Here is a 16,207-nt window from a genome sequence, read left to right as displayed (position 1 = left end):
CGGACCCTGAAATGTCGCATGCCCCGGCCCGCCGATTTTTCGCCAACGCAGCGCTCTGCGCCATGCTTGCCGGTTTTTCCGTCAGCATCGCCGCCGGTTTCGATCTGCCGAGCAAACGCACCGACCTTTCCGAGGCGGATCTGAAACGTGTCGCCGACGTCACCCGGCCGACGGCGGATTTTTCCAAGGCCGAACAATACGAAGCGATGCAGGCGGGGGCGACGACCTCGATCGACCCTGTCACCGAGGACAGCTTCTCGCATATTTCGGCCAACATCCCCTTCGAGGAAGAGCAGAATTTCAAGCTCGGCAACGCGCTCTTCCGCAAGCTCTGGGTGTCCGCTCCCTCCTCGACGCAGGCTTCCGATGGTCTCGGGCCGCTTTTCAACGCCCGCTCCTGCATGAGCTGCCATATCAATGACGGCCGCGGCAAACCGCCGGAGGGAGGCCCGAGCTCCACCTCGATGTTCCTGCGGCTTTCCCGCGCCGCCAGGACGCCCGAGGAAGAAAAGGCGGTCGCGGCAGCTGATGTCGTCAATTTTCCCGATCCGGTCTACGGCCATCAGCTGCAGGACCTCGCCGTTCCCGGGCTTGCTGCCGAAGGGAAGATGGCGATCAGCTACCTCGAAGAGAGGGTGACGCTCGGCGACGGCGAGACCGTGTCGCTGCGCCGGCCGAGGTATGCGGTGACGAACCTTGGCCATGGGCCGCTCGACCCCGCGACGACGATTTCGCCGCGTGTCGCCTCGGCGATGATCGGCCTCGGACTGATCGAGGCCATTCCCGAGGCCGATATCCTTGCCCATGCCGATCCGGAGGATGCCGACGGCGACGGCATTTCGGGGAAGGCTGCGATTGTGCGCGACCACCGAAGCGGCAAGATCGCGCTCGGACGATTCGGCTGGAAGGCGCAGAATGCCACGGTGCGCGACCAGAGTGCTGACGCCTTTGCCAACGATATCGGCATCTCGACGCCCGATCACCCAGATGCGCAGGGCGATTGTACCAAGGCGGAAGAAAAATGCCTTGCTATGCCGACCGGGGTGCAGAAACGGTTGGGCGCAGAAGAAGCGCCGGGTCCTATTCTCGACCTCGTCACCTTCTATTCCGAAAATCTCGCCGTTCCCTCGCGGCGCAAGGCAAGCTTCCCCGAGACCCTGCGGGGCAAACGGATCTTCTACGAAACCGGCTGCATTTCCTGCCATGTGCCGAAATTCGTCACCCGGCGGGACACGCCCGAAAAAGCGCAGTCCTTCCAGCTGATCTGGCCCTATTCCGACTTTCTTCTGCACGACATGGGCGACGGGCTTGCCGACGGGCAGCAGGTCGGCCTTGCAAGCGGACGTGAATGGCGCACGCCGCCGCTATGGGGTATAGGACTGACCCGGACTGTCAGCGGACACAGCTTTTTTCTGCATGACGGCCGTGCGCGGAGCCTCACCGAAGCGATCCTCTGGCATGGCGGCGAAGCTGAAAAGGCCCGCAACGCTTTCTCCTCCCTGCCGACAGACGACAGGGCGGCCCTGATTACATTCCTGGAGTCACTTTGATGCGCCTTTGGCACCCCCTGCTCTGCCTTCCTCTGATCGGCCTCGCGACATCAGCGGCCGCCCAGACGGCCACTCCCCCGGCCGGGCTGAACGAGGATGCCGTTCCCGCCGTCATGCAGCGCGCCGTCGACGAGGTGATCCGTCCCGGCTATCGCAACATGCAACAATCGGCCGCCCGGCTGACGACGGCGATGAAGGATCTTTGCGCCGACGGCACGCAGCAGACGCTGGACAAGGCGAAGTCCACCTTCGACGACACGATCCGCTATTGGTCGATCATCGAGATCGTCCAGACCGGGCCTGTTATCCAGGACAATCTCTTCGAGCACATCCTGTTTTATCCCGACCGCAAGGGCGTCGGCCTCAAGCAGGTGCAGGCGCTGATCGCCAAGGCCGATCCGAACGATGCGACCGTTGATGCGATCGCCGGCAAGAGTGTTGCGTTGCAGGGCCTGACGGCGCTGGAATACGTCCTTTACGGCAATGGCTCCGACGATCTCGTCGGGCAGAAAGGCAGTTTCCGCTGCCTTTACGGCCAGGCGGTCGCCGGCAATATCCAGCGTGAGGCCGGCGAAGTCGTCGCCGCCTGGGAAAAGCCCGATGGCGTGCAGGCGAGCTGGAAACATCCAGGCCCGCAGAGCAACGATTTCATGGACAACAAGGAAGCGGTGACGGCGCTGCTCGGCATTCTCGTCCATGGTGCGGAGAATGTCCGCGACCAGCGGCTGGAGCAGTTCTACAAGGGCAAGGACACCGCGCCGCGCCCGCGCATGGCGATCTACTGGCGCTCCAAAAACACCTGGAAATCGATGGCCGCCAATCTGGAGGGCCTGCGCACGCTCTGGCAGAAGGCCGGCATGGCCGAGCTTCTGCCGCCGGACAAGCAGCCGATCGCCGCCTCGATCGACGAGGACTTCAAATCGCTGCTCGACAGCGTGCCGAAGCTCAATCCCGACATCGACGTCGCCACAAGCGATGCGGAGAAGGCAAAGCTCGATACGCTGCTTGCCGACAGCCGCGACCTGATCACCAGGATCAGTGACGAATATGGCGCGGCGATCGGCCTTTCTGCCGGCTTTTCCTTTTCGGACGGAGACTGAGACGATGATGCGAAGTGCCGCGATCGACCGACGCAGTTTCGTCAAGGCGGCCGGCCTTGGCTTCCTTGCGGCCTTGGCGCCGAGGTCGCTGATGGCACTGGAGCGGGCCGATGCGGTCTATGCCTCGGGCATTCGTGCAGCCGACGGCTCCTTTGCCATTGCGACCGTGACTGAGCGCGGCGAGATCGTCGATCAGGTGACGCTTCCCGCCCGCGCCCACGGCATGGCCTTCAGCGCCAGCACCGGCAAGACTGTCGCCTTCGCGCGCCGGCCCGGCACCTATGCAATGATCTTCGATCCCTGGAACAAAAGCGAGCCGATCGTCATCAACTCCAGGGAGGACCGGCATTTCTACGGCCACGGCGCCTTCTCTCCTGACGGCCGTTTGCTCTACGCCAGCGAGAACGACTTCGACGGCAATCGCGGCATGATCGGCCTCTACGACGCCACCGACCGCTTCGCCCGCATCGGCGAATTCGAGACCTACGGCATCGGTCCGCACGACATGACGGTTTCCGATGACGGACGCCTTCTCATCGTCGCCAATGGCGGCATCGAGACACATCCAGATTTCGGCCGCACCAAGCTCAATCTCGGGGAGATGCAGCCGTCGCTGGCGCTGATCGATGCGGCGACCGGGGCGTTGGTTGAAAAACATGTGCTGCCGGCGGAATGGGCAGAACTCTCCACCCGCCACGTCGATCTCGACGGCGAGGGCCGCATCTGGTTCGCCTGCCAGTACGAAGGCCACCGCAAGGATTTGCCGCCGCTTGTCGGCCATTTCGCCAAGGGCGAGAATCTCTCCTTCATCGATCTGCCGGAGGAGACGACGCGCCGGCTTGCCAATTACGTCGGGGCGATCGCCGTCAATCGCAGCGAGGGCCTCGTCGGCATCACCTCGCCGAAGGGCGGCGCCTCGGTGACCCTTGACGCAAAGTCAGGCAAGGTGCTGGCCGAGACCGTCGTTCCGGATGCGGCGGGCATCGCCCCGGCAAGAAGCGGCTTTGCCGTTTCCTCCTATGATGGCGATTTCCTGTCGACCCGCAGCGACGTCGCCTGGGATCAGCACATCGTGCGGCTTTAGAGCGGTTCAGCTTTTAACGGAAGCGCAGAACCGCTCTATCCTTTTGTTTTTACTCAATTCCCGGCAAAACCGCTTCGCACTTTTCCTGGAATTGCTCTAGCCGGCGCGGGAATAGGCTTTCTGCTCGGCACTGATGCTCGATGCCGCGGCCCTTGCCGCCTCGTGTAGCCATTCGTTTCCCCGCCCCGCCAAGTCCTTCAGGATCGTCGCAACCGCCGCCGCATCGTCGGAATGGCAATTGCCGATCTCGAAGCCCATCAGTTCGAGCATCGTCGGCGAAAGCAGGACCTCGGGGTGTTGGTCGATTTCGATCTTGCAGCTGTTCGGCGAGAGCCGGCGCACGAGGATACGGCCGGAGACCCGATAGTGAGGATCGGCTGAGCGCGCCCGTCCATTGGCGATCTCGCCCGCATGGATCGCCACGTCCTGGGGCCTGTGGCGAAGCGACCAGACGGACGGCAGCAGCGCCTTTGCCTCGCGCAGCACCGGCCCACCCTGCCATTCGGCATAGGCGACGAAACGCGGCCGGCCAAGACTGCCGGTGCCGCCGCTGCGCGGCTTCGGCACGAAGGGTCCCGTCCCGGACGGCAGCGCGCCTGTGAGCGCCTTGACATAGGCTGACGGTGGCGGCTTGCTGCCGGGAAGCAACATTTCGTATTTCTCCCAGAATTCCCGCCGTTCGGAATTCGGCAGTATCAGCGCCTTGCGCAGCCATTTGTGGTCGCGCTCGAGGATGACGGGCAACGGATTTTCGAGGCCCCGGCGATAGCCGCTCAAGATCAATTCGCCGATCATGCGAACCGAGGGACCGTCGTCGCCGCGCGCCAGGATGGCGCTTGCCGCAAGGCGAACGAGATCAAATGCATAGGGCATCACCGCCGCGTCGTCGAAATCATTGACGCCCCAGACGAGCCGGCCCTCGACATCGCGCCAGGTGCCGAAATTCTCCAGATGTGTATCGCCGATCGCCAGCACCTCAGGCGCGGCTGCAAGTTCCGGGCAGATATCGAGGATGATCTCGCACCAGCGCCAATAGGTGGCGCGCAGGAAGACGAAATCACCGCTTCGCATCTTCTCGTGCTTCTCCCGCAGATCGTCCTTGACGAGATCGTCGCCGAGTTCGCCGGCCAGCCAGGTCTCGAAATTCCGGACCGATTGCGATATCGTCGTCATGCTGGCGCTCCATCATTTCGCGACCCGACGCGGAGAATACGCGCACCGCGCGAAGCTGCAATCGTCTTCGCATCGGATCGCCACGATCCAGCGGTATTGGCCAGCGGTACCTGCTTGCGCAGCGACGGAAAGGTGAAAGGTTGCCCCGGCGACACGGTCCCGGGTTTCCATCGCCGCCCGGACCGATTTCAGTAATGTCCAGCTTGTCGAATGCGGCGCGCCATGCCACTTTCGCGGCTGCAAGAGGGGCAGACATGAGCGAGACTGACAGGGGCGATTTCCGCGCGCGAATCCGCCGTAATTTTGCGCGCCAGGCGGCGATGGAGACGATCGGCGCGGAGTTGACGCGCGTCGAGCACGGCGTCGTCGAGATCGAGCTTCCCTTCGACGTCAAACTGACACAGCAGCACGGCATCTTGCATGCGGGCATCATTTCCGCAGCGCTCGATTCGGCCTGCGGCTTTGCCGCCTATAGCGTCATCGACCCGGAAGCCTCGATCCTGACGATCGAGTTCAAGGTCAATCTCATGTCGCCGGGACGTGGCGATCGTTTCCTGTTTCGCGGGGAAATCACCAAACCCGGCTCCACCATCATCGTCGCCGACGGACGAGGCTACGCGATCAGCGACGGGCCGGCGAAACTCATCGCCTCCATGACCGGAACGATGATGGTGATCCGCGGTAGAGAGGGCATTACGGGATGAAGTTCGAACTGAAATCGGTCGCGGGGAAATCCATCCTTTTCGTCATGGCGGCGGAGGCCGAATACGGTCCCTTCCTGCGCTCACGCATCGAACCTTTGATGACCGGCGTCGGCCCGGTCGAGGCAGCCATCGCGCTGAGCAAGACATTGGCGCGGCTGGATGCAGTCGACGACCTGCCCGATCTCGTCGTGTCCCTCGGCTCGGCCGGCTCCGCGAAACTGGAGCAGACCGAAGTCTATCAGGTGACCTCGGTTTCCTACCGCGACATGGACGCCTCGCCGCTCGGTTTCGAAAAGGGCAAGACACCCTTTCTCGACCTGCCAGCAACGCTCGAGCTGCCGCTGCGCATTCCCGGCATTGCCGAAGCAAGCCTTTCCACCGGCGGCAATATCATTTCGGGCGTCGCCTATACAGGCATCGACGCCGACATGGTCGACATGGAGACCTATGCGGTGCTGCGCGCCTGCCAGGGCTACAAGCTGCCGCTGATCGGCCTTCGCGGCATTTCCGACGGCGCCGTCGAGCTGCAGCATATTTCGGGCTGGACCGAATATCTGCACATCGTCGACCGCAAGCTCTCCTATGGCGTCGACAGCCTGTTCACGGCGCTGGAGGACGGGGTTTTCTGGTTCTGAGCCCTTGAATGCGGGACAATTGGAACAATAAAAACCTGATACCGCCGATTTCCCGCATTGCCAGGCGAAGCGCTTTTCATTAAAGCCTCGCCATGACCCAGACAGCACATCCCGACTCCGTTCTCATCGTCGATTTCGGCAGCCAGGTGACCCAGCTCATCGCACGACGCGTGCGCGAGGCCGGCGTCTATTGCGAGATCGTTCCCTTCCAATCGGCCGAAGAGGGCTTCAACCGCCTGCAGCCGAAGGCCGTGATCCTGTCCGGCAGCCCGGCTTCCACGGTGGACGAGGGATCACCGCGAGCGCCTCAGATCATCTTCGACAGCGGCCTGCCGGTCTTCGGCATCTGCTACGGCCAGCAGACGATGTGCATGCAGCTCGGCGGCAAGGTCGAAAGCGGCCATCACCGCGAATTCGGCCGCGCCTTCCTCGAGGTCGACAGAGACTGCCAGCTGTTCGAGGGCCTCTGGTCCTCCGGCTCGCGCCATCAGGTCTGGATGAGCCATGGCGACCGCGTCACCGCGCTGCCGGATGGTTTCGAGGTGGTCGCCACCTCCTCCAACGCGCCCTATGCCTTCATCGCTGACGAGAAGCGTAAATATTACGGCGTGCAGTTCCATCCCGAGGTCGTGCATACGCCTGATGGCGCCAAGCTGATCGGCAATTTCATTCACAACATTGCCGGCATCAAGGGCGACTGGTCGATGTCGGCCTATCGCCAGAAGGCGGTCGAGCAGATCCGCGAGCAGGTGGGCGACAAGCGCGTTATTTGCGCGCTTTCGGGCGGCGTCGACAGTTCCGTCGCAGCCCTCTTGATCCACGAAGCGGTCGGCGACCAGCTGACCTGCATCCTCGTCGACCACGGGCTGATGCGCAAGGATGAGGCGGCCGGCGTCGTCGCCATGTTCCGCGAGCATTACAATCTGCATCTGCTGCACGTCGATGCCGCCGATCGCTTCATCGGCGAACTCGAAGGCGTCAGCGACCCGGAAACCAAGCGCAAGATCATCGGCCGGCTGTTCATCGAAACCTTCGAGGAAGAGGCAAAGAAGCTCGGCGGCGCCGACTTCCTCGGCCAGGGCACACTCTATCCCGACGTCATCGAGAGCGTTTCCTTCACCGGCGGCCCGTCGGTGACGATCAAATCGCATCACAATGTCGGCGGCCTGCCGGAGCGCATGAAGATGCAGCTCGTCGAGCCGCTGCGCGAGCTCTTCAAGGACGAGGTGCGCGCGCTTGGCCGCGAGCTTGGCCTGCCCGACAGCTTCATCGGACGGCACCCCTTCCCAGGCCCCGGCCTTGCCATCCGCTGCCCCGGCGGCATCACCCGCGAAAAGCTGGAGATCCTGCGCGAGGCGGATTCGATCTATCTCGACGAAATCCGCAAGGCCGGCCTCTACGACGCCATCTGGCAGGCCTTCGCCGTGCTGCTGCCCGTCCAGACCGTCGGCGTCATGGGCGACGGACGCACCTATGAATTCGTCTGCGCACTGCGCGCCGTCACCTCCGTCGACGGCATGACGGCGGACTTCTACCACTACGACATGGAATTCCTCGGCCGCGCCGCGACCCGCATCATCAACGAGGTTCGCGGCATCAACCGCGTGGTCTACGATGTTACGTCGAAGCCGCCTGGTACGATCGAGTGGGAGTGAAGGGGACAGAGGACACTCGAGCGAATCCCAGGCCATCGATAACAGTCGATAGATTCTGGGCAACCCGTAGATCTGCCGCTCTGTCGGGCGTCTCCCCGCTCTTCTAATGGCGCCCATACGCCGTCAGGCCCAGCCCAACCTTCGCGACTTTGTGGCCTTCAAATATTCGGTCACGCGCTGCTCGAAGATGTTAGAGCGGTTCAGCTTTTCACAGAAGCGCAGAACCGCTCTAACCTTTTGTCTTCACGCAATTCCGGACGGAAAACCGCTTCGCACTTTTCCTGGAATTGCTCTAGCACGCGCGACCAGTTCTCGGTGTCGATCACACGGTCGTAGATCGATTACTGCTCCTTCTTGAACAAATCCTGGAAGATGAGCTGGCCCCACGTGCGGCCGCGTGCGTGCACCAGCGCGCCACCCTCGTTGAGCTTTCCCAGCTTGACGGGTGCGAACCCGAGTTGTTTGGCCAAGTCCGCCACGGGAGCGATCACGTCCTCGTAGTCGCTCGACAGAAAGACGACCCGGTGGCCGCCCTCGACGACCGGATCGGCAGCCAGGGTGGCGGCAATTAGGTGATTGAACCCTTTCACGAACTTGGCGCCGGTGAACGATTTTGCGACGAAGGCGGAGGACGGGAGGCCGTCCAGCTCTTCAGGGACGGGAAATGCGTTCGTCGCGTCGATGACTGTCTTGCCTTCCCAGCTCGGCAGGGCCTTCGCAACCTCGCGGTGCTCGCCGAACGGGACCGCCAAGATGATTGTGTCGGCCTCGAGCGCATCCCGCAGCGACTTGGCGACGACCGTGGGCCCAATCGCCCGAGCCTGCGGCGCCAACGCCTCGGGCGGCCGGCGGCTCGCGACGGTCACCTCGATGTTTTTACGGGCGAAGGCGTGGGCGAGGGCCTGGCCTATCTTGCCGAATCCTACAATTGCATAGCTCATAATGCTTCTCCGATCCGTGTTGATATTGATTCCCCAGCCTTCAACGGCGCTGGGTTATCCGTTCCGCTGTGTGGCGACCTTCGCGTAGACGTCCCGCCGTGAACGACTTCGGCGCGGCCGGATGGTCAGCCGCTTCCGGCAATCCGGCGTGATTTCAGATGGCCGAGAAGCCGCCGTCGACAGACAACTCCACCCCATTCACGAAGCTCGAATCGTCTGAAGCAAGAAACAGCGCGGCCGCCGCAATTTCCTCAGGACGACCCATCTTTCCCCGCGGGATCAGGGATTCGAACATTTGCTTCGCCTCCTCGGTGAGAACTTGGTCCTGCATCGGTGTGGCGATCGGCCCCGGATGCAGCACGTTCACCCGTATATTCCTGCCCTTGAGTTCGTTGAGCCACCCGCGTGCGAACGCGTGCAGCGCCGCCTTGCTCGCCGCATACACGCTGTAACCAGGAAAACCTTTCAGCGAAGCAACTGACCCGGTCATGAAGATCGATCCGCCATCGTTGAACAGCGGCAACGCCTTCTGAATCGCAAACAGCGTGCCCCGCGTATTCAGGTTGAAGGTCGCGTCGAAATGCTGCTCGGTTATCTCGCCCAGTGGGACGGCTTCGCCCGTGCCGGCGCTCGCGTACAGGATGTCGATCTTACCCTTTTCCCGTTTGACTATATCGAACAGGCGGTCGAGGTCGTCGAGATTGGACGCGTCGCCGCGCACGCCGGTTACGTTCCGGCCGATCAGCTTGACGGCCTCGTCCAGCGATTCCTGTCTCCGGCCCGTGATGAAAACATAGGCGCCTTCTTCAACGAACCGCTTGGCGCTCGCCAGCGCCATACCGCTCGACCCACCCGTGATGACTGCAACCTTACCCTCAAGCTTTCCCATAACTTCTCCTTCCAGGCTCTGCCTTTGATCGTTCGGGGACGCCCCGAGACCCTCAAAATAGGTCCGCCGGAGTCAGGCTTTGAGTGCGGAAGCGCGCACATCGGTGGTGCAAAATCGATCCGGCTGGACGACTGACGCCAGCCGCGACGATTGGTGTCCGCCGTTCGGAATTGGGCCGCGCTCGTCGCCATAAGCTATGATGACAGCCCGTCCTGCTGTACGAATGCGTTAGATACGGGCTTTGGAAGGCGCACCGCGCGGTGCCGGATTGCACCATGATCGACTGGGATGACATTCGCTACTTTCTTGCCGTGGCGCGCGGAGGCTCAGTGCGGGCCGCCGCCGACGGCCTCGGGGTATATCACTCGACCGTGCTGCGACGCATCGCTCAGCTCGAGGAACGCCTCGGGGCGCAGATGTTTGAAAAGCTGCCTTCGGGCTACCGCCTGACGGCTGCGGGTGAGGAGGTCCTCGAGCTCGCGAACCAGATGGAAGCGTCGTCGCACCAGTTGGAGACGCGCGTCTTCGGGCGCGACCAGAGCGTGCGTGGGCTTCTACGGGTGACGTTGGCACCGACCCTTGCGACACACCTGCTCATGCCTGATCTCGCCGATTTCGCGCGTCTGCATCCTGATATCGAGATGGAAATCGTGTCGTCCGGCGAGCTGGCAAATCTGACCAACCGAGAGGCCGATGTCGCGATCCGCGTCGTCTACGACCGCAAAACCCTGCCGCTCAATCTTCACGGCCTGAAGGGACCGGAACTGTTCAGCGGCGTCTACATGTCTCGCGATCGACTGGCCGCATGGCATGCGGGCGCGCCGGATCCCATCCGGTGGATCGTCATAAGCATTCATGGAATTCCGGATTGGGCCAGCGAGGGTGAGGTTCGTGCCACGGGGGTTCCGTTCAGGACCACGGACGGCGAGGCGCAGATCGTTGCGGTACGGCAAGGGCTCGGGATGACGACACTGCCGTGCTTCGTCGGAGATGCCGACCCCCTATTGGTGAGGGTGCCGGGCAGCGACCTGCACATGCATGGAACGCTCTGGCTTCTCACGCAGGGGGAGACACGCAAGACGAAGCGCGTGCGGCTCTTCACCGAGTTCGTATCCCGCAGGCTCGCCGCATACGCTCCGCTTCTCGCGGGGCTGTCCATATTGCGCGACTGACGCCCGGCAGGTCGCCGGTAACGCCTGCCGTAGTCCGGTCGGAAGCCGGGCTGCGATCGCCTGAAGCGGCGTTGTTCAATCCGCGAATGTCGCGCCGTATCGCAACCGGCGCGAGGGCCACACTACTGACGGCGACGGACTTCACCATCGCTGACGGTCTTTTTTGGCAGGCTGGAGACGCCGCTTTTGCGGAGAACTCCGAGGAAAACAGACCAATCGATATCGATAGCCTTTGAAACCGAGCAAATCGCGGATCGCCCTGTCGGTATGTGGACCGCGAAAGACTGCGCCCGGTGGTCCCGCACAAGGAGAGCGTCATTACACGCGGACAGCGATCTCCTGGATGAAATCCAGAAGCGCTCTGACCTTCGCCGGCGGGAGGTGGCGCGAGGGATGATAGGCATAGAGCGGAAAGAGTTCTTCCGACCATTCCGGCAGGACCTGAACAAGCTCGCCTCGCGACAGCAAAGGCGCCAAACCGATCGCGAGGCTCTGGAAAATGCCTTGACCGGCCAGGCAAGCGGAGATCGCAACCGAAGGATCGTCCATGACCAGGCGACTGGAGACCTTAATCTCCTTGACCTCCCCGCCGCGCCGGAACTCCCAGGGAAAGGGCAGCCCGGTCTGAGGATCGCGGAAGAGAAGCGCTTCGTGATGGACGAGGTCATGGGGTGATCGCGGTTCGCCGTGTTTTTCGAGATAGGCCGGAGCGGCGACTGTCAGGATGCGGGTCTCCAGCAGCTTGCGCACGATGAGCGATGACTCGTCGGGAGGCCCGAAGCGCACGGCGACGTCGACGCCGGTCATCATCTCCTGGCGATAGTTGCTGGTGGAGAAATCGACCGACAGCAGGGGATAGCGGACCAGAAACTCCTGGAGCTTCGACGCGAGCACCATGCGCGCGAACCACGGGTCGACCGATACGCGCAGCCGGCCGCGCACGATGGCCGCCGCCCCTGCGGCCTCGGCGGCGGCCTCATCCAGGCCGGCGAGAAGCGGCATCACCTTTGTGTGGAAGCGGCGTCCTTCCTCGGTGAGGCTGACTTCGCGTGGATTGCGATCGAAAAGCCGTACACCGACCCGCGCTTCCAGACGCGCCACGGCCCGGCTCACCGCTGACGGCGTCAGGCCGAGCAGCTCCGCGGCGCGGGCGAAATTCCCGGCCTCCGCAACCGCCGCCAGGACGCCGACGCCGGTCAGAAGCCGCGTGTCGAAAACCATTCGATCCCCCTTCGCCTCTGCAGGTCTCCGCGCAGCCTCACTCCGGGCCGAATAAGCAGTGAATCTGAGTCATCATAACATTGATTCTAATGCGCGTGAATCACGTCATAGCGCGGCGTACAAGGATGGTGTCTTGCGGCTAACGGGTCGTCGCGCTCTACGGCGAGTTCGAGCGCAACCTCTATGCCGGCCTCGCCTGAGCCGGCGCGACTGATATCAACCTTCTGGAGAACCATCATGTACGCAATCACCGGAATCACCGGCAAGGTCGGCGGCGCGCTTGCGCGCAGCCTTCTCGCCGAAGGACTGCCCGTTCGCGCCGTGTTGCGCGACGAGGCCAAGGCGGTAGAGTGGAGAACTCGGGGCTGCGGCGTCGCCCTGGCCGAGATGGACGACGCGGCAAGCCTGACTTCAGCCTTCAGGGATGCCACGGGCGTCTTCATCCTGCCGCCCTCCGAATTCGATCCGGAACCCGGCTTTCCCGAGGCCAGGCACGTCATCGCCGCCGTAACGTCGGCTTTGGTCGAGGCTCGTCCTGGCAAGGTGGTCTGCCTGTCGACCATCGGCGCGGATGCGCTGCACGAGAACCTGCTGACCCAGCGCACGCTGATGGAGCAGTCGCTGCAGGAGATCGGCCTTCCGGTCACCTTCCTGAGGCCCGGCTGGTTCATGGAGAATGCGCTCTGGGATATTCCCTCGGCGCGCGACGAAGGCGTGCTGCGCAGCTTCCTGCAGCCGGCCGGCAAGCTGTTCCCGATGGTCGCGACGCAGGATGTCGGGCACTTGGCCGCCGCGCTTCTCCGCGAGGACTGGAGCGGGGCACGGGTCGTCGAGCTGGAAGGCCCCGCACGTATATCGCCGAACGATATCGCCGGAGCCTTCGCCACGGCGCTGAAGCGTCCCGTCCGGGTCGAGACGGTGCCACGCGCGAGCTGGGAACAGATTTTCCGCTCTCAGGGAACGCGAAATCCATTGCCTCGGATCCGGATGCTCGACGGCTTCAACGAGGGATGGATCGACTTCAGCGAGCACGGCCGATCGGCAGTGAAGGGCACGACGCCACTCGAAAGCGTCATCGCCGAACTCGTCGGGGCGGGCCAGGCAAAAGCATCCGTCTGACGCCACGCCCTTGTGATGGCTTGCTGCCTGCCGGCGACGCGACAGGGCTTCCCGTCCAGACCGTCGGCGTCATGAGGGATGGCCGCACCAAGACCAGACTTCCGCGGCGATTTTCATCTGGCGAGTCGCGCGATCAAGCCGGAACGTAGGTCAACCTGATCACATCCTCGCCAATCCGGTCATGAGCCATCAGGCGGAGCGGCGGCCGAGATCCCGCGAAATATGGCTTGCCGTGACCGAGTACGACGGGGTGCAGGTAGATTCGATACTCATCGATCAGGCCAAGTTCGGTGAGGCTTTGCGCCAAATCCGGGCCGGCAACTTCGATCTCCCCGTCGCGTTCCGCCTTCAGCTTGCGGATCGCGGCCCCAAGATCTTCCCCGACAAGGCTGGCGTTCGGACCGACCGACTTCAACGAGCGCGAGACGACCCATTTCGGCTGGTTCCGCCACGCTGCCGCGAAGGCCTGTCGCTCTGCGTCCCATTCAGGATGTTCGTGGTCCCAGTAACGCATGACCTCATACATCTGGCGACCGTACACACTGCCCGCCTGCCGCTGAGCCTCCTCAATGAAGTGGCGGAAGAGCGTGGGGCTTGGCCCAAACGCCATATGATCGACGTAGCCGTCCAAGGACTGGTTCATTCCGAACACAAGCTTAGCCATACTCACTTCCTTTCCTTAAACGGCATATCCGCGCAGGCCTGATTGCATTATGCAATCAGTTTTAAGTTAGCTCAACTGATTTTATTTCGCAATTGGTTTTGAAGCACGCATAAATCCGCGACCTGATGCTCGCCACCCGCCGTGTCCACGCTATAATCGGCAGGCGGCGCTCGTTGCCGTAGGCAATCGCCGTCGATCTTCATGGCTGTCTCCAATTTCTAATCCGTCGTGTTGACCAGGCCGAGGCGGATGAGGCTCTCGGCCGTAGCGCCGATTGCCTCTTCGCGCGAGCGGGGCTCCCAACCAAGCAGGCGTTGGGCCTTCTCGCTGCTGGCGTTCATATTGACGCCGAGATGCGGCACGATCCCCTTCATCGCCGGATTGAAGAGCGCGACGACGCGGACGAACCAGTTGGGCAAAACGCGCGTGGACACCTTGCTCGCGCCTTTCCCCAGACGTTGCTTCAGCAGCCTGGCGATCTCGACCATCCACAGGCTTTCGCCCGACGCGGCAAGGAAGCGCTCGCCCCTTGCGACGGGATCGGTCATCGCGCGTAGATGCAAGTCGGCGACGTCGCGCACGTCGACAACGCAGGTATTAATCTTGGGACAGCCCGGCTGACCGCACAGCAAGTTCTTGATGAGACGGATCGAGTGGGAATAGTCGGGGCCGAGCGCGGGCCCGAGCACGGTCGTGGGGTTGACGCTCGCAAGCTCGAGCCCGCCGCCCTCGCGGGCAATGAAGTCCCACGACGCGCGCTCGGCCAGCGTCTTCGATCTCTGATAGGGCGCCACATGCCCGTTCAAGTCACTCCAGTCGGTCTCGACGAAGGGGCGACTTCGCGGTTTGTGGCCGACGCCGATCGCACCGAAGGCCGAGGTGAGCACCACCCGCTTCACGCCCGCATCGCGTGCCGCGCGGAGCACGCGCAGGTTGCCGTCGACCGCCGGCCCGACCCAATCTTCCTCGCGCAGCTGATCGCCGGACGGCGTCGGCGAGGCGCCGTGGATCACATAGGTGCAGCCTGCGGCAGCCTCCGCCCAGCCGTCGTCGGCGGTAAGGTCAGCGGCGATAAACGAAAGGCGGTCGCCCGGCTCGGCACCGCCGGTCCTGAGGTTACTGAGAACCTCCGCCTCTCGCGACAGTGACCTGAGCGTGGTCCGCACGCGATAGCCCGCCCGCAACAGCGCCAGGATGCAATGCTGCGCGATGAACCCGCTTCCGCCGGTCACGAGCACCAGTTCGCCACTCATAACGATCTCCAGACTTGCTTGTTGCGCATCAGCGGTCGATCCCCGCCATGACCCAGTCGGGATAGCGATTGCCGGAGACCGTGCCGGTCGCCAGTGCGTTGTTGAGCGTCTGCATCTCGGCAGGCGTCAGCCGGACAGCGTCTGCCGCGACATTTTGCTCAAGGTAGGCGCGACGCTTGGTGCCGGGGATCGGCACGATAAAATCGCCCTTGTGCAGCAGCCAGGCGAGCGCGATCTGCGCAGGCTTTACACCCTTGGCTTCAGCGATGTCGAACACCGCCCGCGCGGCCCGTAGGTTGGCGCCGTAATTCTCGCCCTGATACCGTTCATCGATGCGGCGGGTATCGCCTTCAGGATAGTCTTCCGCGCGTTTCACCCCGCCGGCGAGGAAGCCGCGTCCGAGCGGACAAAACGGCACAAGACCGATGCCCAGGTCGCGCAAGACCGGGACCACGTCGGCTTCGAGATTGCGTTCCCACAGCGAATATTCGCTCTGCAGCGCCGAGACCGGATGGGTGGCATGCGCGCGGCGCAGCGTGGCGGCACCTACCTCAGACAGGCCGAAGAAGCGGACCTTGCCTTCCTTCACCAGCTCGCCGACCGTACCCGCCACATCTTCGATCGGTACCTTGCGATCGATGCGGTGCTGATAGAGCAAGTCGATATGGTCGGTTTGCAGTCGGCGCAGCGAGCCCTCGACCGTCTGGCGGATCGCGGCGGGGCTGCTGTCGGTCTCGGTGCCGAGCTGGCGACCATTCTCGAATCGGAAGCCGAACTTGGTGGCGAGGACCACTTTTTCCCGACGGTCGCGGAAGGCGCGGCCGAGAAGCTCCTCGTTGGTGTACGGGCCGTAGCCTTCCGCCGTATCGAAGAAGTCGCAGCCGAGCTCGATGGCGCGATGCAGGGTGGCGATCGATTCGGCCTCGTTGGCCGGTCCGTAGGACTGACTCATGCCCATACAGCCCAGGCCAATCGCGCCGACCTTGAGGCCCTGATGTCCAAGTTGCCGTTTGCTCAATATCATTGTCATTGGCCTCGTCGTTCTGG

At 63.1% G+C, this 16,207-nt stretch carries 16 protein-coding genes; 8 read left to right on the top strand and 8 right to left on the bottom strand.

Annotated features, from left to right (window positions below; translation table 11 throughout):
- Window positions 1–11: 11 nt before the first annotated feature.
- Genes ELH03_RS23335 through ELH03_RS23325 form a run of 3 tightly spaced genes read left to right on the top strand, consistent with a single transcriptional unit; the run spans window position 12 to window position 3,734 of the window.
- On the top strand, window positions 12–1,550 hold the full coding sequence (locus tag ELH03_RS23335) for a di-heme oxidoreductase family protein (protein WP_128404592.1): 1,539 nt from the start codon (window positions 12–14) through the stop codon (window positions 1,548–1,550).
- Window positions 1,550–2,650, top strand: a complete 1,101-nt coding sequence (locus tag ELH03_RS23330; RefSeq protein WP_128404593.1) for an imelysin family protein — start codon at window positions 1,550–1,552, stop codon at window positions 2,648–2,650. Before ELH03_RS23335 ends, ELH03_RS23330 begins: the two co-directional genes overlap by 1 nt.
- Window positions 2,651–2,654: 4 nt before the next feature.
- The gene (locus tag ELH03_RS23325; RefSeq protein ID WP_128404594.1) at window positions 2,655–3,734 is read left to right on the top strand and encodes a DUF1513 domain-containing protein; all 1,080 of its coding nucleotides are present in this window, start codon (window positions 2,655–2,657) and stop codon (window positions 3,732–3,734) included.
- Window positions 3,735–3,830: 96 nt separating this feature from the next.
- On the opposite strand, the gene ELH03_RS23320 is transcribed toward ELH03_RS23325, so the two are convergent.
- Window positions 3,831–4,907 carry a DUF2252 family protein gene (locus ELH03_RS23320; protein ID WP_128404595.1) on the bottom strand — a complete coding sequence of 359 codons (1,077 nt, stop codon included), beginning with the start codon at window positions 4,905–4,907 and terminating at the stop codon, window positions 3,831–3,833.
- Window positions 4,908–5,161: 254 nt separating this feature from the next.
- On the opposite strand from ELH03_RS23320, the gene ELH03_RS23315 reads away from it, so the two are divergent.
- The 3 genes from ELH03_RS23315 (at window position 5,162) to guaA (ending at window position 7,901) form a co-directional block, all read left to right on the top strand.
- A complete protein-coding gene (locus ELH03_RS23315; RefSeq protein WP_003544704.1) occupies window positions 5,162–5,611 on the top strand; it encodes a PaaI family thioesterase in 450 nt (149 codons plus the stop codon).
- Window positions 5,608–6,246 (top strand): 5'-methylthioadenosine/S-adenosylhomocysteine nucleosidase, encoded by a 639-nt coding sequence (locus ELH03_RS23310; protein WP_128404596.1) that lies wholly within the window; start codon window positions 5,608–5,610, stop codon window positions 6,244–6,246. Before ELH03_RS23315 ends, ELH03_RS23310 begins: the two co-directional genes overlap by 4 nt.
- A gap of 92 nt (window positions 6,247–6,338) precedes the next feature.
- On the top strand, window positions 6,339–7,901 hold the full coding sequence (guaA, locus tag ELH03_RS23305) for a glutamine-hydrolyzing GMP synthase (protein ID WP_128404597.1): 1,563 nt from the start codon (window positions 6,339–6,341) through the stop codon (window positions 7,899–7,901).
- Window positions 7,902–8,242: 341 nt separating this feature from the next.
- On the opposite strand, the gene ELH03_RS23295 is transcribed toward guaA, so the two are convergent.
- Together ELH03_RS23295 and ELH03_RS23290 are read right to left on the bottom strand one after the other, a co-directional pair.
- Window positions 8,243–8,842: an NADPH-dependent F420 reductase gene (locus tag ELH03_RS23295; RefSeq protein WP_130766686.1), complete on the bottom strand. Its 600-nt coding sequence runs from the start codon at window positions 8,840–8,842 to the stop codon at window positions 8,243–8,245.
- Between the two features lie 154 nt (window positions 8,843–8,996).
- Entirely contained in the window at window positions 8,997–9,731 is a 735-nt protein-coding gene (locus ELH03_RS23290; RefSeq protein WP_128404600.1) for an SDR family NAD(P)-dependent oxidoreductase, read from the bottom strand.
- A gap of 275 nt (window positions 9,732–10,006) precedes the next feature.
- Between ELH03_RS23290 and ELH03_RS23285 the strand changes: the two genes are divergently transcribed.
- Window positions 10,007–10,903, top strand: a complete 897-nt coding sequence (locus ELH03_RS23285; protein ID WP_128404601.1) for a LysR family transcriptional regulator — start codon at window positions 10,007–10,009, stop codon at window positions 10,901–10,903.
- Between the two features lie 318 nt (window positions 10,904–11,221).
- Here the strand turns inward: ELH03_RS23285 and ELH03_RS23280 are convergent, their stop codons facing one another.
- Entirely contained in the window at window positions 11,222–12,124 is a 903-nt protein-coding gene (locus ELH03_RS23280; protein WP_128404602.1) for a LysR family transcriptional regulator, read from the bottom strand.
- 237 nt (window positions 12,125–12,361) lie between these two features.
- On the opposite strand from ELH03_RS23280, the gene ELH03_RS23275 reads away from it, so the two are divergent.
- Complete coding sequence (locus ELH03_RS23275; RefSeq protein ID WP_128404603.1) at window positions 12,362–13,243, top strand: NmrA family NAD(P)-binding protein; 882 nt, start codon at window positions 12,362–12,364, stop codon at window positions 13,241–13,243.
- 133 nt (window positions 13,244–13,376) lie between these two features.
- Here ELH03_RS23275 and ELH03_RS23270 read toward each other — a convergent pair whose 3' ends face one another.
- From ELH03_RS23270 to ELH03_RS23260, 4 genes are all read right to left on the bottom strand, one after another.
- A complete protein-coding gene (locus ELH03_RS23270; protein ID WP_128404604.1) occupies window positions 13,377–13,907 on the bottom strand; it encodes a dihydrofolate reductase family protein in 531 nt (176 codons plus the stop codon).
- A 71-nt stretch (window positions 13,908–13,978) separates the two neighbouring features.
- Window positions 13,979–14,110 carry a hypothetical protein gene (locus tag ELH03_RS38525; protein WP_261319433.1) on the bottom strand — a complete coding sequence of 44 codons (132 nt, stop codon included), beginning with the start codon at window positions 14,108–14,110 and terminating at the stop codon, window positions 13,979–13,981.
- 15 nt (window positions 14,111–14,125) lie between these two features.
- The gene (locus ELH03_RS23265; RefSeq protein WP_128404605.1) at window positions 14,126–15,160 is read right to left on the bottom strand and encodes an SDR family oxidoreductase; all 1,035 of its coding nucleotides are present in this window, start codon (window positions 15,158–15,160) and stop codon (window positions 14,126–14,128) included.
- A 28-nt stretch (window positions 15,161–15,188) separates the two neighbouring features.
- Window positions 15,189–16,184, bottom strand: a complete 996-nt coding sequence (locus tag ELH03_RS23260; RefSeq protein WP_128404606.1) for an aldo/keto reductase — start codon at window positions 16,182–16,184, stop codon at window positions 15,189–15,191.
- Between the last annotated feature and the right edge of the window lie 23 nt (window positions 16,185–16,207).

Source organism: Rhizobium beringeri, assembly GCF_004306515.1.
In the GTDB taxonomy this organism is placed as follows: domain Bacteria; phylum Pseudomonadota; class Alphaproteobacteria; order Rhizobiales; family Rhizobiaceae; genus Rhizobium; species Rhizobium beringeri.
Note: the sequence above shows the minus strand (reverse complement) of the source record. Positions and strands in the feature narration are given on the sequence as shown.